Here is a 22,459-nt window from a genome sequence, read left to right as displayed (position 1 = left end):
GGTGTGCACCCCGACTACGAAAGGTAACAGCGCGCTCACCCCGCGAATTCTGCTGGCGTCATTGTCGGCCTCCGAGCAGAATCGGCCGATGGAACCCGTCGTACTCACCACCGACCGCCTGCGGCTGCGCACGTTCACCGCCGAGGACACCGACGAGGTGTATCTCGCGGCCCAGGACCCCGACATCCAGCGCTGGACCACGATCCCGTCGCCCTACGCGCGCGTGGACGCCGAGCACTTCGTCGGCCGCATGGTCCCGGACGGCTGGCGGGCCGACACGGAGTACACCTTCGCCGTGCGGCTCCAGGAGGACGGCCCCGTGATCGCCGCCGCGAGCCTGCACCACCCGCGCGCGGGCGCCTGGGAGGTCGGCTTCTGGACCGGCAAGGAGCACCGCGGCCGCGGCTACATGACCGAAACCGTCCTCGCCCTGGCCCACTGGGCCTTCACCGACCTGGCCTGTACGCGCCTGGAGTGGCGCGCCGAGGTCGGCAACGTCGGCTCGCGCACCGTCGCCGAGAAGGCCGGCTTCACTGTGGAGGGCGTCATGCGGGCGGGCCTGCCCAACAAGGGCGTGCTGCGCGACTGCTGGGTCGCCTCGCTCCTCCCCTCGGACCTCGGCCTCCCGGCGGCGCTGCCCTACCTCCCGGCACCTGCGTGACGGCGTCCGGCACCGGGACGGCACTTCCCGGCCCCGGCCTGACGGCTTCCGGCGCCGCCTGACGGGCAGGGCTTTGCGGTCCCGGCCCGACTGTCAGTGCCGCGCCCTATCGTTCGGGGCATGACGACCACGCCGCGCCCCGCCGCCGAACTCACCGCCGACGAGGCCCGCCGCATCGCGCTGCGGGCCCAGGGGTTCCTCGGCGCGCCGGACCGCAGGGCAGGGGTCCGCGGCGTGCTCCGTCACCTCGGAGCGGTCCAGCTCGACACCATCTCGGTGCTGGCCCGCTCCCACGAACTCATCCCGTACGCACGCCTCGGCTCGGTCGGCCGCAGAACGGTCGAGGACGCGTACTGGACCCCCGGCACATCAGGCGCGCCGCACGCCTTCGAGTACTGGTCGCACGCCGCGTGCATCCTGCCCGTCGAGGAGTGGCCGCACTTCGCGTTCCGCCGCCGCGCCTACCGCACCCGCCCGCACTGGCACCACGACCTGCCCGACGGCGCGTACGAGCAGGTCATCAAGCAGCTGCGCGCCGAAGGCCCGCTCACGGCAACGGAGTTGGGCGGCGCGAAGAACAAGGGCGAGTGGTGGGACTGGTCCGAGGCAAAGGTCGCCGTGGAGCGCGCCCTGATGTACGGCGAGGTGGTGTGCACGCGGCGCCGCAGCTGGAAGCGGGTGTACGACCTCGCCGAGCGCGCCGTCCCGGCCGAGCTGCTCCATGACGACCTCGACGACCGGGAGTGCCTGCGCCGCCTGGTCCGCCTGGCCGGACAGGCCCTGGGCGTCGGCACGCGCTCCGACATCGCGGACTACCACCGCCTGAAGAACGAGCAGTTCGACGCGGTGGTCGAGGACTCGGGCCTGGTTCCCGTGACCGTGGAGGGCTGGGGGAAGCCGGCATGGGCGGACCCGGCGGCGCTGGAGACCGTCCCGCGCGGCCGCCACCGTACGACGCTGCTCTCGCCCTTCGACTCCCTGATCTGGGAGCGGGCCCGCACGGAGCGGATCTTCGGCTTCACGCACCGCCTGGAGGCGTACGTCCCCAAGCCGAAGCGGGTGCACGGCTACTTCGCGATGCCGGTCCTCGCGGGCGGGCACCTGGTGGGCCGCGTCGACCCCGCGCGCGACGGGAGCACGCTGGTCGCCAAGCAGGTCACCCTGGACGGCCCGAAGGCGGTCCCGGCCGTGGCGCAGGCGCTGCGGGAGGCGGCACAGTGGGTGGGCTGCGACACGGTCCGGATCGAGCGCGTCGACATGCCGGGCCTCAAGCCGGCCCTGGTCACCGCCCTCGACTGACCACTCTCGACTGACCGCTCTCACCCGGCGGCCGTCACCGGATCTCGAGGATCTTCTCCCGCATCGCGTAGACCACGGCCTCCATCCTGGAGTGCAGCTGCAGCTTCTCCAGGATGTTGCGCACATGGTTCTTCACGGTGTTCTCGGAGATGAACAGTTCCTTCGCGATATCGCGGTTGTTCATGCCCGTGGCGACCAGCTTCAGGACTTCCAGCTCGCGGTCGGTCAGCCGCGGCGCGGGAACGAGGCGCCGCTCGTCCGTGCGCTGGATCATCGACTTGAATTCGGTGAGGAGCTTCGACGCCATCGAGGGGCTGATCTGCGACTGCCCGTCGGCCACGGCGCGAATGGCTGTCGCCACCTCGTCCGTGGAGATCTCCTTGAGCAGATAGCCCGTCGCGCCCGCCTTGATCGCGTCGTAGAGATCGGCTTCCTCGTCACTGATGGTGAGCATGATGATCTTGGCGCTGGGGGCCACCTCCTTGATGGAGGTGCACGCCTCGATCCCGCCGCGCTTGGGCATCCGCACATCCATCAGGATGATGTCGGGCAGCAGGTCAGCCGCCTTGTCCACGGCCTCGGCGCCGTCACCCGCCTCGCCGACGACCTGGATGTCCTCCTCGGCCGCGAGAACGATCTCGAGCCCGCGCCGGAACAGCGCGTGGTCGTCCACCACGAGGACCCGGATCGGCTCCTTGCGCGGCGCGCTCTCGTCCGGGCCCATGCCCTGGACACCGTCACCGGCCGTACCGGCGCCGTCGTCCCGCATCGGTCCGAAGCTGTCCGCCATCGTTCCTCCCCCTGAAGGCCATGGCCCGTCTTCCGGTGCCACGCCAACCCGAGGCAGCGGCACACCGGTTGACCCGGCACGGCCATGATTTCATGCCTTGGCGTCGGTGCGGTGACAGAGCGGTGTGCACGGGGGTCGCACGATGGTGCCCCTGGGGGCGCACGCGCTCCCAGGGGCACCCTTTCCGGCTGTCTCCCGCGGGCTCAGCGGTGTTGTTCCGCCTGCCTCAGCCGCCGAGCGCCCCGCCCGCTTCGGACGACTGCGCCTGGGTGACCATCGGGTCGGTGTTGAGGTGGATCACGCCGTAGTCGTAGGCGTGGCGCCGGTAGACGACGCTGGGCTCCTTGGTCTCGGAGTCGACGAAAAGGTAGAAGTCGTGCCCGACCAGCTCCATCTCGTAGAGCGCCTGGTCGAGCGACATGGGCGCAGCGACGTGCGTCTTCTCGCGAACGATGAGCGGGCCTTCGCCCTGGACCTCGAGAGAGCCGATCCTCGTGGTCGGCACTCCGCCGGGCTCCTCGTTGTTGACCACTGAGCCGTCCCCGTTCAGAGTCGCCGTGCGGACGACATCGGGGACTTCCGCGGCCGTGAGCCTGCCGTTTCCACGGCGGGTGGACCGCTTGCTGTGTTCCTTGCGCAGGCGCGCCTCGAGCTTGTCCGTTGCCAGGTCGAGCGCCGCATACGGGTCGCTGGCCGCGGCCTCCGCCCTGATGACCGGGCCGCGCGTGCGGAGTGTGATCTCTACGCGGTCGCAGCGGTCGGCCTGTCGGGGGTTGGGCTCCTTGGACACCTCCACGTCGAGGCTGATCACCTTGCCGTCGAACTTCTGGATCTTCTCCAGCTTCAGCTTCTCGGCCACGTGCTTGCGGAACCGCTCGGGCACCTCTGTTTTGCGGCCCTTGACGACGATGTCCACGCAGAACTCCGTTCCCGGATCGCCCCGCTCCATCGGCGGAGCATCTCCCTGTTGCACCAGACTCCGGCCACTTCCGGAGTCTCTGACTCGGCGACTTCCACCTCCTCCTCCCCCATGGACAAGATCTACACCCCATCATCGCGGGTGATTGCCGAAAAAACCTGCGGCACCCACGACACCGGCATTCCAGATTGCCGAGGACGGCGTCAACCATTCCTCACAACCGAACATATCTCGCCCGGACGGATGTCGTCACCCTCTACCGACGCGTACCTCCATTCAGGTGAATTGACCCTCTCGCTACCTGCAACGACGCAGGTTTACGCTCAGTTCCGGTTTATTTCGAAAGAACCCGGAGAGGCGGCGACCACGGCCGCACTGATCGAGTTGCGCGGGGGCAATTCCCGTGCAGTTTCCACCCATCCCGGCGTGAACCCGTCGCTCTCATCCTCTGCCGTCCTGACCTCTGCCGCACGTATTGCGCGGGCCGCCTCCGCCAATGACGCGCCCGTGGTCATGACGTCGTCGACCAGCACGATCCGGCCACCCGAGGCAAGGAGCGCACGGGCTCCCGCGGGCACCTCCAGAGCACCGGCGAGATTGGCCAGACGCCGCCGCGAGTCGAGCCCGGCCTGATCGGCAACGGCCCGCCTCTGACGCAACGCGGCCAGCACCCTGGCAGGCACCCCCACCCGACGCAGCTCAGCCGCAGCGGCATACGCGATCCGCCGCGCAGGATCATGCCCACGCGCCCGAACAGCCTTCCGGGCAGAGGGGACGGGGACCAGGAGGAGGGGGGTGGGGGGTTGGATGCGGACGACTGGTTGGGTGGGCGCGCTTGCCGGGGGTCGTGCGCTTGCCGAGGTTCGCCCGCTTGCTTGGGTGCGGTCGCCTGCTTGGGCCCGCGCACCTGCTTGGGTGCGGTCGCCTGCTTGGGCCCGCGCACCTGCTTGGCCACGCACGCCACGTACCTGGGTGTGCATGTCTCGCTGCGTACGCGCGTGTGCCTGTGTACGTCCATAGGCCCGTGTGCGCCCGTCTGCGGGGCCCCCACCCCCGCCCCCTCCCCCACCCCCCGCTTCACTCAGCCCCGCCCGCACCGCCCCCGCGAGGGCCGCGCCCAGGGGCTCCGCGAGACCCAGCGCCCCCCGCTCCTTGTGCGCGAGCAGTACGGCCCGTACCGCGTCCTGGTACGGAGCTGCCGCGTGCACCACCGGCAGCCCGGGCGGCTCAGGGCTCGGCCGCACCCGGCCCGGGGCACCGCCGCACAGGGCGTCCCCGCAGCGCGCGCAGAGCGCCGTACGCGGCCGACCGCAGCCTCCACACTCGGCCGGCAGCACAAGATCTCCGAGGTCCTGCAACCACCCCCGCATGTCCACCACTGTGCCAAGAGGGGCGCGCTGCGACCACCCCTGTGGATAACCCCCTGTGGACAACTCCCGGACGGGCACACTCCGTTGCAATCGGAGGACTCAACTCCGTCCGGCGGGAGGGAGAACGGCGTATTTCATGCCGTCCCGCCGCCCCTCAGCTCCCTCTACCCCGGGTAGACCGGCGCCGTCCCGTCCTTGAGCACCGTCTGCCACGGCAGACCTGGCGGCAGCCTGACGATCCCGTCGTCCGAGTGGGCAACGAGTGGCAGGCGGTCGTCCTCGGACGCCGCGATCTCCTTCACGCCCGTCAGGCCGGGCAGCGCCTGCCCCGTCGGCGCCGAGCCGTCGCACTGGACGTAACTCAGCTGCTGCACGCCCCCGGACTCGCGTCCGACGACCACGAGTCGGCTTCCGCTGGCCCACGACATGGCCGTGACCTCCTCCATCTGGGGTGCCGCGGCGCGCAGTTCGTCGACCGAGACCGACAGCTTGCCGTCCGGTCCGGAGTCGCGTTCGACGCGCCCGATCCGCAGCGTGGTCTTGCCCTTCTCGGCCACGAGCAGCGCGATCCGCACTCCGTCGGCCGACACCTTCACGGCCTCGATGCGCCCGCCGTCGAGACCGGAGACGTCGGCTTCGTGGATCTCGTCCGCCATGCCCCGGCCGAACATCAGCAGCCGTGGCTTCTTCGGGTCGCGGTCGGCCACCCACAGGTCGCCGAGTCCGTCCCAACTGGGTGTCGTCAGCCGGTCCTTCTCGGACTTGGCGCTGCTGCGTACGACAGGGTCGCCGAGCGAGGCGCCCGCCACGAGCGACCCGACGAACAGGGCGCTGCCGTTGTTCGACACCGCCGCGGCCTGCGTCTCGTCGCGCGAGACGGCGACCGAGCGCATCCGCTGCTCGCCGTCGCCGAGCGGCCCCGGCACCCGCTCAGGCTCCTTCGCGGTGCGGGAGGCGCCCGACATCTGTACGAGCCGTCCCTTGTCGTCCAGGAAGTACTGGTCGTCGGAGGGCCCGGAGGTGCGCGGCTCCACGAGCGCCTCGGCGTCGCTCTCGCTCAGGACGCACAGCTGCGACCCGTTCGACCGCTCGAGCTCGATCTGCGACACGTTCGCCGACGTCACATCCCGCAGGGAGAACAGGAGTTGGGCGGCCATCTCCTTGCAGCGGGCCTGCCCGACGTGGTCGGCCTTCGCGTTCAGCGGGACCTTCAGATTGTTCTCGTCGTCGGGCGCGAGGGATTTCACGCCCTTGCGCAGCCGCGTGTCGGAGGGGAACGTCGTGGTCACGACCGGGTTCAGCCAGTGCGTGGGACCCGAAAGAAGGGCCCGCACCGTCTGCGTGAGGGGGTCTATCCACTGACGTACGTACACGGGGTCGGCGACCAGCCTCTTCTGACGGCTGGTCGAACCCGAACCCGAACCCGATCCCCCACCGCTCTGCGCGCCACCGCCGGAGGACTCCTCGTCCAGCGCGAAGTAGTACTTGTTGACGGACTGGTAGATGCGCTGGAAGTCGGACTGCCCGAGGACGACGCCCTGCGGCAGCCCGTCGATGCGCCACTGCTTGCCCTTGGGCCCGTTCTCCTGCACGAGGTGCAGCGTCTTGCTGTACGAGGTGCCGTCGGGCCGGTACGCCTGCTGCTGGTCCACGAACGCGACCTGATGGCCGCTCAGTCTGAACGTACGGCCCTCGTCACCGGCGCTGGGCCTGCTCGCCGGTCCTGTGCTCGGTCCGTCCGTGAGGACGGTGGTGCGCTCCTCGGGGTGCCAGCCCTTGGCGGCCTTCTCCGTGAGGTACTTGCGCGCCATCGTGTACTGCGGATCGTCGCTGGTCAGCGCCTCGAGGAAGCCCTCGACGATGCTGACGGGCCCGGCGTTCTCACGGGGCGGCATCGCGAAGACGCGCACCTGCGAGTCGGGCCGCTGCGACGCCTCCACGGCCTGGAGTCCGCCGTTGTCCGGCATGGACGCGCAGCCGCTGAGCACCACTGCGCCGCAGCCGAGCAGCACACCTGTACGCAGCCCGCGCCGCCGTCCGGCCAACGGTGGCCGCCCCCGCTCACCGCGCACGCCCGCCCCCACTTCCCTCGCCGCTGCCGCCGGCCCCCTCGGCCGGTCCGGCCTGCTCTTCCCAGAGCCCTTCCGGACCCCTTGCGTCCTGACTGCGTGCCGCCGGTGCGGCGGTGTCGCCGCGGGCCACGACCCGCGAGCCGTTCCCGGGCAGCGCCGCGGGATCGACCGCGTACCGGGGTGCGGCCGGTTCCTTCGCCGGTACGGGCGACGGCACGCGGGACGCGCCCGCTGTCTGCGCCGGAACTGTCGCGAGCTTGCCGGCGCCCCCGCCGAGCGGGAGCCCCGCCTCACTCAGGCCGCGGTTGCGCCGCGAGTCCTCCGGCTCCAGCGGTATCGGGGACCCGCGCAGGGGTTCGTCCGCCGTCCGCGGCAGCGTCAGCCGGAACTGCGAGCCGCCGCCGGGCTCGCCCCACGCCTGGAGCCAGCCGCCGTGCAGCCGGGCGTCCTCGAGGGCGATGGACAGGCCGAGGCCCGTACCGCCGGTGGTACGCGCGCGTGCCGGGTCGGCGCGCCAGAAGCGGCTGAAGACGCGGGTGGCTTCGCCGGGCTTCAGGCCCACGCCGTAGTCGCGTACGGCGACGGCGACCGCGCCGCCGGCAGCGGCGAGCCGCACCACCACATCCTTGCCTTCGCCGTGCTCCACGGCGTTGACGACGAGATTGCGCAGGACGCGCTCCACGCGCCGGGCGTCCGCCTCGGCGACCACGGGCTGCTGGTCCCCGACGATCCGCACATGCGTGCCCTTGTGCTCGGCGAGCGGCTCGGCGCCGCCCACCACACGCCGTACGACTTCCCGCAGGTCTATCGGCTCCGCCTCCAGGGCGGCCGCGCCCGCGTCGAAGCGGCTGATCTCGAGGAGGTCCGAGAGGAGTGACTCGAACCGGTCCAGCTGATCGGCGAGCAGTTCCGCCGACCGCGCGGTGACCGGGTCGAAGTCCACGCGCGCGTCATGGATCACGTCGGCGGCCATGCGCACCGTCGTCAGCGGCGTCCGCAGCTCGTGCGACACGTCGGACACGAAGCGTCGCTGCATGCGCGAGAGATCCTCGAGCTGCTGGATCTTCGTATGCAGGTTCTGCGCCATCTTGTTGAAGGCTTCACCGAGCCGGGCGATGTCGTCCTCGCCGGTGACCTTCATACGTTCCTGGAGGCGTCCGGCGGACAGCCTCTCGGCGACGCCTGCGGCCATCCGTACGGGCGTGACGACCTGCCGTACGACCAGCCAGGCGATGGCGCCGAGCAGCACCACGACGAACAGCCCGGCCGTGGCGAGCGTCCCCTTGACCAGGCCGAGCGACTTCTCCTCCTGGGTGAGCGGGAAGAGGTAGTACAGCTGGTAGGCGTGGCCCTTCGGGTCGGTCATCTGTTTGCCGATGACGAGGCCGGGCTGGGAGTCCTTGCCGTCCTCGTAGACGATGCGCGTGTACTCCTGGGACGCGCCCGTCATCTTCTCGACCCGCTCGCGCAGGTCGTCGGGGACGCTGGGGTCGAGGACGCCGCCGGAGGCCCGCGGTCCGCGCACGCTGTCGCCGCTGTCGGCCCCGGGCGGGCTGAGCGTCACCACGTCGAAGGCGCTCTGGCCGCCGGAGGAGAGCTGGGTGACCAGCTCGCTCATCCAGTTGTTCGTGTTCAGGGGGGCGCGGCTGTCCGTCGTCGCCCCGTCGCGCGCCCCGGCCGCGGCTGTGTCGGCCTTGTCCTTGGCGGCCCGGAAGCCGCCCTCGGCCTGGCTCTGCGACGCCTTCACCTTGGCGTCGAGCAGGCCGTTGCGTACGGAGCCGATGACGACGATGCCGAGCAGCAGTACGACGCCGAGCGACATCAGGAGCGTCGTGACGACGATCTTGAGCTGGATGTTGCGCCGCCACAGGCGCATGGCGGGCAGCAGCGGCCGCCGCACCCAGCGCGTGAACAGGCGCAGCACGGGGCTGCCGTTCATTCCGCCCTGGAGCAGCAGACCGCCGTCGAGGACCCGGCGCAGCACTGAGCCACGCCCGGCCTTCGGTCCCACAGGCCGCCCCGAGCGGATTCCCGGCCCCCCGGGTGCCGGAGCGGCACTGTCACGGGACATGTCAGCTCGGTCCGGCCTTGTAACCGACGCCACGGACGGTCACCACGATCTCCGGACGCTCGGGGTCCTTCTCGACCTTCGAGCGCAGCCGCTGCACATGCACGTTCACCAGGCGGGTGTCGGCCGCGTGCCGATAGCCCCACACCTGCTCGAGGAGGACCTCACGCGTGAACACCTGCCACGGCTTGCGGGCGAGCGCCACCAGGAGGTCGAACTCCAGCGGCGTCAGCGCGATCGACTGCCCTTCCCGCTTCACGGAGTGCCCGGCCACGTCGATGACCAGGTCACCGATGGCGAGCTGCTCGGGCGCGGGCTCCTCGGACCTCCGCAGCCGCGCCCGGATACGGGCCACGAGCTCCTTCGGCTTGAACGGCTTCACGATGTAGTCGTCGGCGCCCGACTCGAGGCCCACCACGACGTCCACCGTGTCGCTCTTCGCGGTCAGCATCACGATCGGCACCCCGGACTCCGCCCTGATCAGGCGGCACACCTCGATGCCGTCCCGGCCGGGAAGCATCAGGTCCAGAAGGACCAGATCCGGCTTGGACTCTCGGAAAGCGGCCAGCGCCTTGTCGCCGTCAGCTACGAACGACGGCTCAAAACCTTCACCACGCAGCACAATGCCGAGCATCTCGGCCAGTGCGGTGTCGTCGTCGACGACAAGGACTCGTCCCTTCATAGGCCACATCATCCCATTACTTAATCGTTACCTGGCGTGACCTGGCACACAGCTCGCCCAGTCCTTCAGCTGTCACAGGGGAAACCACTCCCCACTCTGTGACGATCGCCGTCACCAACTCGGGCGGCGTCACATCGAATGCGGGGTTGTACGCCTGCGTCCCCAGCGGAGCCACCGGAAACACGCCTCCCGCCTCAACCCCGGCCATCGGCACCTGGGGTGCCGTGACCTCCGTCACTTCATGTCCGGCCCGCTGCTCCACCTCGACGGACGCTCCGTCGGGGGTGTCCGGGTCCACGGTCGTACCCGGCGCCACCACGATGAACGGCACGTGGTGGTACTTGGCAAGAACCGCGAGCGGATAGGTCCCCACCTTGTTCGCGACGGAACCGTCCGCCGCGATCCGGTCGGCCCCGACCAGCACCGCGTCCACCTCACCGGCCGCGAACAGCGACCCCGCCGCATTATCCGTGAGCAGCGTGTACGCCATCCCCGCCCGCGCCGCCTCGTACGCGGTGAGCCGCGCACCCTGGAGCAGCGGCCGCGTCTCGCCGACCCACAGCCGGGTCAGCCGTCCCACCCGGTGCGCGGCGAGCGCCACCGCGAACGCGGTGCCCTCACCCCCGGAGACCAGCGCCCCCGTGTTGCAGTGCGTGAGGATCCGGTGCTGTCCGCCCGGCATCATCTCGTCGAGCAGCGCGAGGCCGTGCCCGGCCATGGCGGCGCTGGCCTCGGCGTCCTCCCGGTGGAGCGCCCGCGCGGCGGCGAGTGCGTCCCGGGCGGCCCGCTCCCGGTCCCCCTCGCCCCCGAGCCCGGCGCGGTACGCCGCAAGAGCCCGGCGCACGCCTCTGGCGAGATTCACCGCGGTGGGCCGCGCGCCGGCCAGCGCGTGGGCCGCCTCGTCCACGTCGAACCCCCGTGCCGCGGCCAGGGCGACCCCGTACGCCCCCGCGATGCCGAGGAGTGGCGCTCCCCGCACGGCGAGCGTTCTGATCGCCTGGACGAGCGCCTGCGCGTCGGTGCAGACCAGCTCGACCTCCTCCACGGGCAGCCGGGTCTGGTCGAGCAGGACGAGCGCGGGCCCCTCGGCCGGCTCCTCCCATCGGAGTACGGGTATGTCGGTGGGCCGCTTGTCGTCGCCGGTTTGCGCGTACTGATCAGCCATCCGACCAGTCTGCCCCGTACCTGGCGGACAATTGAAGGTGTGCAGCCCATACGGCACCCGGTCAACTCCGAGCCACACCGTGGCACGATGGGCGCCAAGCTGCCGCCGCGACCGCGGACGGGCACCGTGAAGGAGCGACGATGAACGACACTCCGGGCTGGGCCTCGCCCGGATCTGCCCCCTCCGACGGCCAGGACGACCAGCCTGAGCAGGACGGCCAGGACGGCCACACCGGCGACGGCAAGGACGCCGCTCCCGACCCGAAGTGGTCCAAGGAGCAGCCGCCGCCCGCGCAGTGGTCCGCCCCGTCCGGCACCGGCCAGACCCCGCCCCCTCCGTCGCCTCCGGCCCAGGGCTGGGGCGGCGGATCCCCCGGCGGCCCCACGGGCCCCGGCGGTTACGGAGGTAGTGGCGGCTACGGCGGCCCAGGCGGTGGCTACGGCGCCGGATGGGGCTCCTGGCAGGGCAGGCCCCAGGCCGCCAAGCCCGGCGTCATCCCGCTGCGCCCGCTCGGCGTCGGCGAGATCCTCGACGGCGCCGTGTCGACGATGCGCGCGCACTGGCGCACCGTCCTCGGGATCTCGCTCTCCGTGGCCGTACTCATCGAGTTCGTCGTCGTCCTCCTCCAGGGCCTCGTCCTGAACAACTCGACGAACACGGATGCCCTCGACGACCCGAGCGCGACCGCGAGCGAACTGACGCGCGCCGTCGGCGACACCCTGCTGAGCTCGGGCGTCGTCCAGATCGTCTACCTGCTCGGCACCATCGTCGCCACAGCCCTGCTCACGACCGTGACCAGCCGGGCCGTCCTCGGCAAGTCCGTGACGATCGGGGAAGCCTGGAAGGACGCCAAGCCCCAGCTCCTCAAGCTGGCCGGCCTGACGCTCCTCCTGCCGCTCATCGCCGCCGCCGTCCTGCTCGTCTGCATGCTGCCCGGCATCCTCGTGGCCGTCATAGGCTCCTCTGACTCCGGCTCCCCGCTCATCGCCCTCGGCGCCCTCGGCGGCGCCGTCCTGGCAATCTGGCTGATGATCCGCTTCTCGCTCGCCTCGCCCGCCCTGATGCTGGAGAAGCAGAGCATCCTGAAGTCGATGAGCCGCTCCGCCAAGCTGGTCCGCGGCTCCTGGTGGCGGGTCTTCGGCATCCAGCTGCTGGCCGGGATCATCGCCGGACTCGTCTCGTCGATCATCGTCATCCCGTTCACCTTCCTCGCCGCCGCACTCGGGGGCGAAGGCGTCAGCGGACTCCTCGACGGCGGCACCGGCGACCTCGGCTGGACGTTCCTCATCGTCACCGGCGTCGGCTCCGTGATCGGCTCCATGCTCACGTTCCCGATCACGGCGGGCGTCACCGTGCTCCTCTACATCGACCAGCGCATCCGCCGCGAGGCCCTCGACCTCGAACTCGGCCGCGCGGCAGGCCTCCAGGGCTACGGCGACACCACGAGCCCCACCCCGGGGAGCTGATGCGGTGAGCCCGGCGGGGGGAGTGCTCTGGGCTGCCGCGCTGCGCTCGCGCACGGGCGGCGACGAACCACCGGTGACGATCGGGCGCGACCCCGCGCGGGAAGCGGCCCGACGCGAGCTGTCCGAGCCCGCGTACCACCAGGACGACACGAGCCTCCTCCAGCGGGGCCTCAACCGCTTCTGGGAATGGCTCGACAAACTGTTCTCCGCCGCCTCCGGGGCGACCCCCGGCGGCGGATTCGGCCTGCTCGTCATCGTGCTCGCGGTCGTGGCCCTCGCCGTCGCCCTGTGGTGGCGCCTGGGCACCCCGCGCCGCTCCACCCACTCCACCGCCAGGCTCTTCGACGACCGCCCCCGCACTGCCGCCGAACGCCGCGCGGCCGCCGAGGCACACGCCGCCCAGGGCCACTGGACCCAGGCCGTGCAGGAACGGATGCGCGCCATCGTCCGCTCACTGGAGGAACGCGCACTCCTCGACCCGCGCCCCGGCCGCACCGCCGACGAGGCCGCCACCGAAGCCGGCCGCACCCTGCCCGCGCACACGGACCGACTGCGCACCGCGGCCCGCGACTTCGACGACGTCACATACGGCGGCCGCACCGCCACCCCGCAGACGTACGAGCGCCTCACCACGCTCGACTCCGAACTGGACCGCACCACCCCCACGCTCACCGGCAGCGCCCCCAGAGGAGCCGCCGAGTGACCACCCAGCATCCGACGGCCCCCGGCGCTGCCCCGCCGAACGCACAGGACTCCACGCCACCGGCGCACCCGGGCGGGCAGACACCGGTCACCTCCACGGCTCGCACCCCACGCCAGCTCTGGACCCACACGCGCGGCCTGCTCATCGCCGCCGCGATCCTGCTCATCGCCGCCGTCGCCATCGCGCTCGTCCGCTCCGACGCCGCCCACGGCCGCCTCGACCCGCGCTCCGCCGACCCGGGCGGCAGCCGCGCCGTCGCCCAACTCCTGTCCGACCGGGGCGTCTCCACGCGCGTGGTCACCACCACCGCCGAAGCCCGCAACGCAGCAGGCCCCGACACCACCGTCCTGGTCGCGTCCCCGGACCTGCTCACCAACCGCCAGCAGGCCCAACTGCACGCCGCCACCACCGACTCCGGCGGCCGCACCGTCCTGATCGCCCCCGGCACCCTCTCGCTCGGCACCCTCGCCCCCGACGTCACCGCGGACCCCAGACCCAGCCTCGACGCACTCGCACGCCCCGGCTGCACCCTGTCCGCCGCCCGCCGCGCCGGCGACGCCGAGACCGGCGGCCGCCGCTACGTCACGTACCCCGTGGACGCCGACACCTGCTACCGCAGCGAAAGCCTCCCCACCCTGCTGCGCCTGCCGGAGGCCAAGGGCGGCGACACCGTCCTGATCGGCGCCCCCGACATCCTCCTCAACGACCGTCTCGACAAGCAGGGCAACGCCTCGCTCGCCCTGCAACTCCTCGGTTCCCGCCCCCACTTGGTCTGGTACCTCCCCTCACTCTCCGACGACGCCCGGGCCACCGACTCCGAGCGTCGCAGCTTCTTCGACCTGCTCCCCTCGGGATGGCTCTGGGGCACCCTGCAACTCTTCGTCGCAGCCGTCCTCGCCGCGTTCTGGCGCGGCCGCCGCCTCGGCCGGCTGGTCCCCGAACGCCTCCCCGTGGCGATCCGAGCCTCCGAAGCCGTCGAAGGACGCGCCCGCCTCTACCGCAAGGCCAACGCCCGCGACCGCGCCGCCTCCGCTCTGCGCACCGCCACCCGCACCCGCCTCGCCCCCCTCATCGGCGTCCCCCCGTCACAGGCCCACACGCCCGAGACCCTGCTCCCCGCCCTGACCGCCGCACTCCACACCCCCGGCCAGGACCCACGCCCCCTCCTCTTCGGCCCGCCGCCCGCCAACGACGCGGCCCTCACAGCCCTCGCCGACCAACTCGACGCCCTCGAAAGAGAGGTACGCCACTCATGATGGCCCCGACCACTGACAACGCCGGGCCCACCGGAGATCCCCGCAGCTCACGGGCGTCTCTGGAGGCCCTGCGCGCGGAGATCGCCAAGGCCGTCGTCGGCCAGGACCCCGCGGTCACGGGCCTCGTCGTGGCGCTCCTCTGCCGCGGCCACGTCCTCCTCGAAGGCGTCCCCGGAGTGGCCAAGACCCTCCTCGTACGCGCCCTCGCCGCCTCCCTCGAACTCGACACGAAGCGCGTCCAGTTCACCCCCGACCTGATGCCGAGCGACGTCACGGGCTCCCTCGTCTACGACGCCCGCACCGCAGAGTTCTCGTTCCAGCCCGGCCCGGTCTTCACCAACCTGCTCCTCGCGGACGAGATCAACCGCACCCCGCCCAAGACCCAGTCCTCCCTCCTCGAAGCCATGGAGGAACGCCAGGTCACGGTCGACGGCACCCCCCGCCCACTCCCCGACCCCTTCCTCGTCGCGGCGACGCAGAACCCCGTCGAGTACGAAGGCACGTACCCCCTCCCCGAGGCCCAGCTGGACCGTTTCCTCCTCAAGCTCACGGTCCCCCTCCCCTCCCGCCAGGACGAGATCGACGTCCTGACCCGACACGCCCAGGGCTTCAACCCACGCGACCTGCGCTCCGCGGGCGTACGCCCCGTAGCCACCGCCGCCGACCTGGAAACCGCCCGGGCAGCCGTGGCGAAGACCTCGATCTCCCCCGAAATCACGGCTTACGTCGTCGACATCTGCCGCGCCACCCGCGAATCCCCGTCCCTCACCCTGGGCGTCTCCCCGCGCGGCGCGACGGCGCTCCTGTCCACGGCCCGCGCCTGGGCCTGGCTGACGGGCCGCGACTACGTCATCCCCGACGACGTGAAGGCACTCGCCCTGCCCACGCTCCGCCACCGGATCCAGCTCCGCCCCGAGGCCGAGATGGAGGGCGTCACGCCCGACTCGGTCATCAACGCGATCCTGGCCCACGTCCCCGTTCCCCGCTGACGCAAGGCTCTGGACCCATGGCCCTCACCGGACGCACCGCCCTGCTCGCCGCCCTGGGCTCCCTCCCCGTAGGCATCTGGGAGCCCAGCTGGACCGGCATCCTGGCCGTGAACACCCCCCTGGCCCTGGCCTGCGCCTGCGACTTCGCCCTGGCCGCCCCGGTACGCCGACTGCGCCTGACCCGTTCGGGCGACACCGCAGTACGCCTGGGCGACCCGGCCGACGTCACCCTCACCGTCACCAACCCCTCGCGCCGCCCCCTGCGCGCCCAGCTCCGCGACGCCTGGCCTCCCAGCAGCTGGCTCCCCGGCACCGAGGTCGAGGCGTCCCGCCACCGCGTGACGATCCCCCCGGGCGAACGCCGCCGCATCACCACCCGTCTGCTCCCCACCCGCAGGGGTGGCCGAAAGGCCGACCGGGTGACGATCCGCTCGTACGGCCCGCTGGGCCTCTTCACCCGCCAGGGCAGCCACGACGTCCCCTGGACGGTCCGCGTCCTCCCCCCGTTCCACAGCCGCAAGCACCTGCCCTCGAAACTGGCCCGCCTCCGCGAACTCGACGGCCGCACCAGCGTCCTGACCCGCGGCGAGGGCACCGAATTCGACAGCTTGCGCGAGTACGTTCCCGGGGACGACACCCGTTCCATCGACTGGCGCGCCACCGCCCGCCAGTCGACACTCGCGGTCCGCACCTGGCGCCCGGAACGCGACCGGCACATCCTTCTCGTCCTCGACACGGGACGCACCTCTGCCGGCCGCGTCGGCGACGCACCCCGCCTCGACGCGGCGATGGACGCCGCGCTCCTCCTCGGCGCACTGGCTTCCAGGGCCGGCGACCGGGTCGACCTGCTCGCCTACGACCGCCGTATCCGCGCCCTGGTCCAGGGCCGCGCGGCCGGCGAACTCCTGCCGGCCCTGGTCAACGCCATGGCTCCACTGGAGCCGGAACTCGTCGAAACGGACGCCCGCGGCCTGACCGCGGCGGCCCTGCACACAGCTCCCCGCCGTTCCCTCGTCGTCCTCCTCACGAGCCTCGACGCGGCTCCCGTGGAGGAGGGCCTTCTCCCGGTCCTCTCCCGCCTCACCAAACGCCACACGGTATTGGTGGCTTCGGTGGCGGACCCGACGATCGCGGAAATGGCCGGCTCCCGAGGAAACACAGAAGCGGTCTACGACGCTGCCGCCGCGGCCCAGGCCCAAGCGGAACGCCACCGCACGGCGGAACTGCTCATCCGTCACGGCGTCACGGTCGTCGACGCCACCCCGAACGACCTCGCACCGGCACTGGCGGACGCCTACCTCGCTTTGAAGGCAGCAGGCCGACTCTGAATATGAGGAAAAAGGCCGGGCCCTGAAAAGGGTTCCGGCCGAAAAAGGGGGGACCGCCCTGGGACCGACCCTGAACGCAGAAAACCCCCGTAACAGGATTCTCATCCGTTACGGGGGTTTCTTCAAAAATAGTTCGGCGGCGTCCTACTCTCCCACAGGGTCCCCCCTGCAGTACCATCGGCGCTGTGAGGCTTAGCTTCCGGGTTCGGAATGTAACCGGGCGTTTCCCTCACGCTATGACCACCGAAACACTATGAAACTGTCAACCGCACCACGCTCTGTGACAAACGTGGGGTTGTTCGTGGTTTCAGAACCAACACAGTGGACGCGAGCAACTGAGGACAAGCCCTCGGCCTATTAGTACCAGTCACCTCCACCCGTTACCGGGCTTCCAGATCTGGCCTATCAACCCAGTCGTCTACTGGGAGCCTTAACCCCTCAAAGGGGGTGGGAATACTCATCTCGAAGCAGGCTTCCCGCTTAGATGCTTTCAGCGGTTATCCTTTCCGAACGTAGCCAACCAGCCATGCCCTTGGCAGGACAACTGGCACACCAGAGGTTCGTCCGTCCCGGTCCTCTCGTACTAGGGACAGCCCTTCTCAATATTCCTACGCGCACAGCGGATAGGGACCGAACTGTCTCACGACGTTCTAAACCCAGCTCGCGTACCGCTTTAATGGGCGAACAGCCCAACCCTTGGGACCGACTCCAGCCCCAGGATGCGACGAGCCGACATCGAGGTGCCAAACCATCCCGTCGATATGGACTCTTGGGGAAGATCAGCCTGTTATCCCCGGGGTACCTTTTATCCGTTGAGCGACGGCGCTTCCACAAGCCACCGCCGGATCACTAGTCCCGACTTTCGTCCCTGCTCGACCCGTCGGTCTCACAGTCAAGCTCCCTTGTGCACTTACACTCAACACCTGATTACCAACCAGGCTGAGGGAACCTTTGGGCGCCTCCGTTACTCTTTAGGAGGCAACCGCCCCAGTTAAACTACCCATCAGACACTGTCCCTGATCCGGATCACGGACCCAGGTTAGACATCCAGCACGACCAGAGTGGTATTTCAACGACGACTCCCCCTGAACTGGCGTCCAGAGTTCAAAGTCTCCCACCTATCCTACACAAGCCGAACCGAACACCAATATCAAACTGTAGTAAAGGTCCCGGGGTCTTTCCGTCCTGCTGCGCGAAACGAGCATCTTTACTCGTAGTGCAATTTCACCGGGCCTATGGTTGAGACAGTCGAGAAGTCGTTACGCCATTCGTGCAGGTCGGAACTTACCCGACAAGGAATTTCGCTACCTTAGGATGGTTATAGTTACCACCGCCGTTTACTGGCGCTTAAGTTCTCAGCTTCGCACACCCGAAAGTGCACTAACCGGTCCCCTTAACGTTCCAGCACCGGGCAGGCGTCAGTCCGTATACATCGCCTTACGGCTTCGCACGGACCTGTGTTTTTAGTAAACAGTCGCTTCTCGCTGGTCTCTGCGGCCACCCCCAGCTCATGAAGTAAATTCAATCACCGGTGATGGCCCCCCTTCTCCCGAAGTTACGGGGGCATTTTGCCGAGTTCCTTAACCATAGTTCACCCGAACGCCTCGGTATTCTCTACCTGACCACCTGAGTCGGTTTAGGGTACGGGCCGCCATGAAACTCGCTAGAGGCTTTTCTCGACAGCATAGGATCATCCACTTCACCACAATCGGCTCGGCATCAGGTCTCAGGCTCATGCTGTCCGGATTTACCTAGACAGCGCCCTACACCCTTACCCCGGGACAACCACCGCCCGGGCTGGACTACCTTCCTGCGTCACCCCATCACTCACCTACTACAAGTCTGGTCCGTCGGCTCCACCACTTTCCTTTCCCCGAAGGGTCCGGAACGGCTTCACGGACTTAGCATCGCCTGATTCAATGTTTGACGCTTCACAGCGGGTACCGGAATATCAACCGGTTATCCATCGACTACGCCTGTCGGCCTCGCCTTAGGTCCCGACTTACCCTGGGCAGATCAGCTTGACCCAGGAACCCTTAGTCAATCGGCGCACACGTTTCTCACGTGTGTATCGCTACTCATGCCTGCATTCTCACTCGTGAACCGTCCACAACTCGCTTCCGCGGCTGCTTCACCCGGCACACGACGCTCCCCTACCCATCCATACTCCCGTTGGGGATATGTGTATGAATGACACGACTTCGGCGGTACGCTTGAGCCCCGCTACATTGTCGGCGCGGAATCACTAGACCAGTGAGCTATTACGCACTCTTTCAAGGGTGGCTGCTTCTAAGCCAACCTCCTGGTTGTCTGTGCGACTCCACATCCTTTCCCACTTAGCGTACGCTTAGGGGCCTTAGTCGATGCTCTGGGCTGTTTCCCTCTCGACCATGGAGCTTATCCCCCACAGTCTCACTGCCGTGCTCTCACTTACCGGCATTCGGAGTTTGGCTAAGGTCAGTAACCCGGTAGGGCCCATCGCCTATCCAGTGCTCTACCTCCGGCAAGAAACACACGACGCTGCACCTAAATGCATTTCGGGGAGAACCAGCTATCACGGAGTTTGATTGGCCTTTCACCCCTAACCACAGGTCATCCCCCAGGTTTTCAACCCTGGTGGGTTCGGTCCTCCACGAAGTCTTACCTCCGCTTCAACCTGCCCATGGCTAGATCACTCCGCTTCGGGTCTTGAGCGCGCTACTGAATCGCCCTATTCGGACTCGCTTTCGCTACGGCTTCCCCACACGGGTTAACCTCGCAACGCACCGCAAACTCGCAGGCTCATTCTTCAAAAGGCACGCAGTCACGACGCAAGGAACAAGTTCCTTGCGCGACGCTCCCACGGCTTGTAGGCACACGGTTTCAGGTACTATTTCACTCCGCTCCCGCGGTACTTTTCACCATTCCCTCACGGTACTATCCGCTATCGGTCACCAGGGAATATTTAGGCTTAGCGGGTGGTCCCGCCAGATTCACACGGGATTTCTCGGGCCCCGTGCTACTTGGGTGTCTCTCAAACGAGCCGCTGATGTTTCGACTACGGGGGTCTTACCCTCTACGCCGGACCTTTCGCATGTCCTTCGCCTACATCAACGGTTTCTGACTCGTCTCACAGCCGGCAGACTGTGAAAGAGAGATCCCACAACCCCACATGCGCAACCCCTGCCGGGTATCACACGCATATGGTTTGGCCTCATCCAGTTTCGCTCGCCACTACTCCCGGAATCACGGTTGTTTTCTCTTCCTGCGGGTACTGAGATGTTTCACTTCCCCGCGTTCCCTCCACATACCCTATGTGTTCAGGTATGGGTGACAGCCCATGACGACTGCCGGGTTTCCCCATTCGGAAACCCCCGGATCAAAGCCTGGTTGACGGCTCCCCGGGGACTATCGTGGCCTCCCACGTCCTTCATCGGTTCCTGGTGCCAAGGCATCCACCGTGCGCCCTTAAAAACTTGGCCACAGATGCTCGCGTCCACTGTGCAGTTCTCAAACAACGACCAACCACCCATCACCCCGAACCAACAGATCCGAGTGCACTGGGGTCGGCACTGAAGGCGACCGTTTCGGCCGTACCTTCAGACACCCAACAGCGTGCCCGACCCAGTCAGTTGATGTGATTCGCGTTCCACGCCGAAGCAGTACTGGCAAACCCATCTAACTCACTGTGCCGAATAGTCAACGTTCCACCCTTGAGCAACCACCGTCGAACATTTGCCGACGAAATGGCTCTTGGACCACCAGACAATGTCTGGCAGTCAAAGTGCTCCTTAGAAAGGAGGTGATCCAGCCGCACCTTCCGGTACGGCTACCTTGTTACGACTTCGTCCCAATCGCCAGTCCCACCTTCGACAGCTCCCTCCCCACAAGGGGGTTGGGCCACCGGCTTCGGGTGTTACCGACTTTCGTGACGTGACGGGCGGTGTGTACAAGGCCCGGGAACGTATTCACCGCAGCAATGCTGATCTGCGATTACTAGCAACTCCGACTTCATGGGGTCGAGTTGCAGACCCCAATCCGAACTGAGACAGGCTTTTTGAGATTCGCTCCGCCTCGCGGCATCGCAGCTCATTGTACCTGCCATTGTAGCACGTGTGCAGCCCAAGACATAAGGGGCATGATGACTTGACGTCGTCCCCACCTTCCTCCGAGTTGACCCCGGCAGTCTCCTGTGAGTCCCCATCACCCCGAAGGGCATGCTGGCAACACAGAACAAGGGTTGCGCTCGTTGCGGGACTTAACCCAACATCTCACGACACGAGCTGACGACAGCCATGCACCACCTGTATACCGACCACAAGGGGGGCACCATCTCTGATGCTTTCCGGTATATGTCAAGCCTTGGTAAGGTTCTTCGCGTTGCGTCGAATTAAGCCACATGCTCCGCTGCTTGTGCGGGCCCCCGTCAATTCCTTTGAGTTTTAGCCTTGCGGCCGTACTCCCCAGGCGGGGAACTTAATGCGTTAGCTGCGGCACCGACGACGTGGAATGTCGCCAACACCTAGTTCCCACCGTTTACGGCGTGGACTACCAGGGTATCTAATCCTGTTCGCTCCCCACGCTTTCGCTCCTCAGCGTCAGTAATGGCCCAGAGATCCGCCTTCGCCACCGGTGTTCCTCCTGATATCTGCGCATTTCACCGCTACACCAGGAATTCCGATCTCCCCTACCACACTCTAGCCTGCCCGTATCGACTGCAGACCCGGGGTTAAGCCCCGGGCTTTCACAACCGACGTGACAAGCCGCCTACGAGCTCTTTACGCCCAATAATTCCGGACAACGCTTGCGCCCTACGTATTACCGCGGCTGCTGGCACGTAGTTAGCCGGCGCTTCTTCTGCAGGTACCGTCACTTTCGCTTCTTCCCTGCTGAAAGAGGTTTACAACCCGAAGGCCGTCATCCCTCACGCGGCGTCGCTGCATCAGGCTTTCGCCCATTGTGCAATATTCCCCACTGCTGCCTCCCGTAGGAGTCTGGGCCGTGTCTCAGTCCCAGTGTGGCCGGTCGCCCTCTCAGGCCGGCTACCCGTCGTCGCCTTGGTGAGCTTCTACCTCACCAACAAGCTGATAGGCCGCGGGCTCATCCTGCACCGCCGGAGCTTTCAACCCCCTCCCATGCGAGAGGGGGTGTTATCCGGTATTAGACCCCGTTTCCAGGGCTTGTCCCAGAGTGCAGGGCAGATTGCCCACGTGTTACTCACCCGTTCGCCACTAATCCACCCCGAAGGGCTTCATCGTTCGACTTGCATGTGTTAAGCACGCCGCCAGCGTTCGTCCTGAGCCAGGATCAAACTCTCCGTGAATGTTTTCCCGTAATCGGGACTACACCACGAGAGCGGAACCGTCGGGAGGAATAATCCCCACGATTCACTGCGTCCTCGCTAGTGCGCCTCACCCCGGTGTGGGAGTGAGGACTTTTTCAAAGGAACCTCCAACCCACCAAAGGTGGGCCGGGGTTGTCAATCTGGCGTTGACTTTTGGCACGCTGTTGAGTTCTCAAGGAACGGACGCTTCCTTTGTACTCACCCGAGAGACTCTCTCAGGCTTTCCTCCGGGCAGTTTCCCTTCGGTCTTGCGTTTCCGACTCTATCAGACTCTTTCGTGTCCGATTTCCTCGGTGCCTTTCAGGTTTCCGCTCCGGCCTTTCGGCTTTTCGCGTTTCCCTTTCCGGCGGTTCCGACTTTATCAGAAG

Annotated in this window: 14 protein-coding genes and 3 rRNA genes; 8 read left to right on the top strand and 9 right to left on the bottom strand. The window is 67.9% G+C overall.

Features of this window, described 5'->3' with window-relative positions:
• Window positions 1-88 precede the first annotated feature (88 nt).
• Both OHA58_RS21580 and OHA58_RS21575 read left to right on the top strand, forming a co-directional pair.
• Complete coding sequence (locus OHA58_RS21580) at window positions 89-661, top strand: GNAT family N-acetyltransferase (protein ID WP_405480718.1); 573 nt, start codon at window positions 89-91, stop codon at window positions 659-661.
• Window positions 662-781: 120 nt separating this feature from the next.
• Window positions 782-1,960: a winged helix-turn-helix domain-containing protein gene (locus OHA58_RS21575; protein ID WP_405480717.1), complete on the top strand. Its 1,179-nt coding sequence runs from the start codon at window positions 782-784 to the stop codon at window positions 1,958-1,960.
• A gap of 34 nt (window positions 1,961-1,994) precedes the next feature.
• Here OHA58_RS21575 and OHA58_RS21570 read toward each other — a convergent pair whose 3' ends face one another.
• Window positions 1,995-2,750 (bottom strand): response regulator transcription factor, encoded by a 756-nt coding sequence (locus tag OHA58_RS21570; protein ID WP_116512656.1) that lies wholly within the window; start codon window positions 2,748-2,750, stop codon window positions 1,995-1,997.
• 226 nt (window positions 2,751-2,976) lie between these two features.
• Complete coding sequence (hpf, locus tag OHA58_RS21565; RefSeq protein ID WP_375996403.1) at window positions 2,977-3,666, bottom strand: ribosome hibernation-promoting factor, HPF/YfiA family; 690 nt, start codon at window positions 3,664-3,666, stop codon at window positions 2,977-2,979.
• Between the two features lie 114 nt (window positions 3,667-3,780).
• On the opposite strand from hpf, the gene OHA58_RS21560 reads away from it, so the two are divergent.
• A complete protein-coding gene (locus OHA58_RS21560; RefSeq protein ID WP_405480716.1) occupies window positions 3,781-4,302 on the top strand; it encodes a hypothetical protein in 522 nt (173 codons plus the stop codon).
• 901 nt (window positions 4,303-5,203) lie between these two features.
• Here the strand turns inward: OHA58_RS21560 and OHA58_RS21555 are convergent.
• The 4 genes from OHA58_RS21555 to mtnA all read right to left on the bottom strand — a co-directional run bounded on the left by OHA58_RS21555 (window position 5,204) and on the right by mtnA (window position 11,026).
• Complete coding sequence (locus OHA58_RS21555; RefSeq protein WP_405485092.1) at window positions 5,204-7,006, bottom strand: LpqB family beta-propeller domain-containing protein; 1,803 nt, start codon at window positions 7,004-7,006, stop codon at window positions 5,204-5,206.
• A 94-nt stretch (window positions 7,007-7,100) separates the two neighbouring features.
• Window positions 7,101-9,182 carry an MtrAB system histidine kinase MtrB gene (gene mtrB / locus OHA58_RS21550; RefSeq protein ID WP_405480715.1) on the bottom strand — a complete coding sequence of 694 codons (2,082 nt, stop codon included), beginning with the start codon at window positions 9,180-9,182 and terminating at the stop codon, window positions 7,101-7,103.
• Window position 9,183: 1 nt separating this feature from the next.
• Window positions 9,184-9,873 (bottom strand): two-component system response regulator MtrA, encoded by a 690-nt coding sequence (gene mtrA, locus OHA58_RS21545; protein WP_189491636.1) that lies wholly within the window; start codon window positions 9,871-9,873, stop codon window positions 9,184-9,186.
• A gap of 4 nt (window positions 9,874-9,877) precedes the next feature.
• On the bottom strand, window positions 9,878-11,026 hold the full coding sequence (gene mtnA / locus OHA58_RS21540) for an S-methyl-5-thioribose-1-phosphate isomerase (RefSeq protein WP_405480713.1): 1,149 nt from the start codon (window positions 11,024-11,026) through the stop codon (window positions 9,878-9,880).
• A 140-nt stretch (window positions 11,027-11,166) separates the two neighbouring features.
• On the opposite strand from mtnA, the gene OHA58_RS21535 reads away from it, so the two are divergent.
• The 5 genes from OHA58_RS21535 to OHA58_RS21515 are packed head-to-tail and all read left to right on the top strand — an operon-like array spanning window position 11,167 to window position 16,768.
• Entirely contained in the window at window positions 11,167-12,492 is a 1,326-nt protein-coding gene (locus OHA58_RS21535) for a hypothetical protein (RefSeq protein WP_405480711.1), read from the top strand.
• Between the two features lie 4 nt (window positions 12,493-12,496).
• Entirely contained in the window at window positions 12,497-13,195 is a 699-nt protein-coding gene (locus OHA58_RS21530) for a DUF4129 domain-containing protein (RefSeq protein ID WP_405480709.1), read from the top strand.
• Window positions 13,192-14,451, top strand: a complete 1,260-nt coding sequence (locus OHA58_RS21525) for a DUF4350 domain-containing protein (RefSeq protein ID WP_405480708.1) — start codon at window positions 13,192-13,194, stop codon at window positions 14,449-14,451. Before OHA58_RS21530 ends, OHA58_RS21525 begins: the two co-directional genes overlap by 4 nt.
• On the top strand, window positions 14,448-15,440 hold the full coding sequence (locus OHA58_RS21520; protein ID WP_199842108.1) for a MoxR family ATPase: 993 nt from the start codon (window positions 14,448-14,450) through the stop codon (window positions 15,438-15,440). The genes OHA58_RS21525 and OHA58_RS21520 overlap by 4 nt, the downstream gene beginning before the upstream one ends.
• Before the next feature lie 17 nt (window positions 15,441-15,457).
• Window positions 15,458-16,768: a DUF58 domain-containing protein gene (locus OHA58_RS21515; RefSeq protein ID WP_405480707.1), complete on the top strand. Its 1,311-nt coding sequence runs from the start codon at window positions 15,458-15,460 to the stop codon at window positions 16,766-16,768.
• A 131-nt stretch (window positions 16,769-16,899) separates the two neighbouring features.
• Here OHA58_RS21515 and rrf read toward each other — a convergent pair.
• The 3 genes from rrf to OHA58_RS21500 all read right to left on the bottom strand — a co-directional run bounded on the left by rrf (window position 16,900) and on the right by OHA58_RS21500 (window position 22,070).
• Window positions 16,900-17,016: ribosomal RNA gene (rrf, locus tag OHA58_RS21510) — 5S ribosomal RNA — on the bottom strand.
• Window positions 17,017-17,105: 89 nt separating this feature from the next.
• Window positions 17,106-20,229 (bottom strand): 23S ribosomal RNA (locus OHA58_RS21505).
• A 313-nt stretch (window positions 20,230-20,542) separates the two neighbouring features.
• Window positions 20,543-22,070 (bottom strand): 16S ribosomal RNA (locus tag OHA58_RS21500).
• The 16S, 23S and 5S rRNA genes sit together here, the layout of an rRNA operon.
• Window positions 22,071-22,459 lie beyond the last annotated feature (389 nt).

The organism is Streptomyces sp. NBC_00009 (genome assembly GCF_045040855.1).
GTDB classification, from domain to species: Bacteria; Actinomycetota; Actinomycetes; order Streptomycetales; family Streptomycetaceae; genus Streptomyces; species Streptomyces aureus.
The sequence above is the reverse complement of the archived record's forward strand: the minus strand, read 5'-3'. Positions and strand labels throughout refer to the sequence as shown.

Excerpts from the sequence above, each read along its gene's own strand:
- OHA58_RS21580 (WP_405480718.1), top strand. The coding sequence starts at position 89 with ATGGAACCCGTCGTACTCACCACCGACCGCCTGCGGCTGCGCACGTTC.
- OHA58_RS21575 (WP_405480717.1), top strand. The coding sequence starts at position 782 with ATGACGACCACGCCGCGCCCCGCCGCCGAACTCACCGCCGACGAGGCC.
- OHA58_RS21570 (WP_116512656.1), bottom strand. The coding sequence starts at position 2,750 with ATGGCGGACAGCTTCGGACCGATGCGGGACGACGGCGCCGGTACGGCC.
- OHA58_RS21560 (WP_405480716.1), top strand. The coding sequence starts at position 3,781 with ATGGACAAGATCTACACCCCATCATCGCGGGTGATTGCCGAAAAAACC.
- OHA58_RS21555 (WP_405485092.1), bottom strand. The coding sequence starts at position 7,006 with ATGCCGGACAACGGCGGACTCCAGGCCGTGGAGGCGTCGCAGCGGCCC.
- mtrB (WP_405480715.1), bottom strand. The coding sequence starts at position 9,182 with ATGTCCCGTGACAGTGCCGCTCCGGCACCCGGGGGGCCGGGAATCCGC.
- mtrA (WP_189491636.1), bottom strand. The coding sequence starts at position 9,873 with ATGATGTGGCCTATGAAGGGACGAGTCCTTGTCGTCGACGACGACACC.
- mtnA (WP_405480713.1), bottom strand. The coding sequence starts at position 11,026 with ATGGCTGATCAGTACGCGCAAACCGGCGACGACAAGCGGCCCACCGAC.
- OHA58_RS21535 (WP_405480711.1), top strand. The coding sequence starts at position 11,167 with ATGAACGACACTCCGGGCTGGGCCTCGCCCGGATCTGCCCCCTCCGAC.
- OHA58_RS21520 (WP_199842108.1), top strand. The coding sequence starts at position 14,448 with ATGATGGCCCCGACCACTGACAACGCCGGGCCCACCGGAGATCCCCGC.
- OHA58_RS21515 (WP_405480707.1), top strand. The coding sequence starts at position 15,458 with ATGGCCCTCACCGGACGCACCGCCCTGCTCGCCGCCCTGGGCTCCCTC.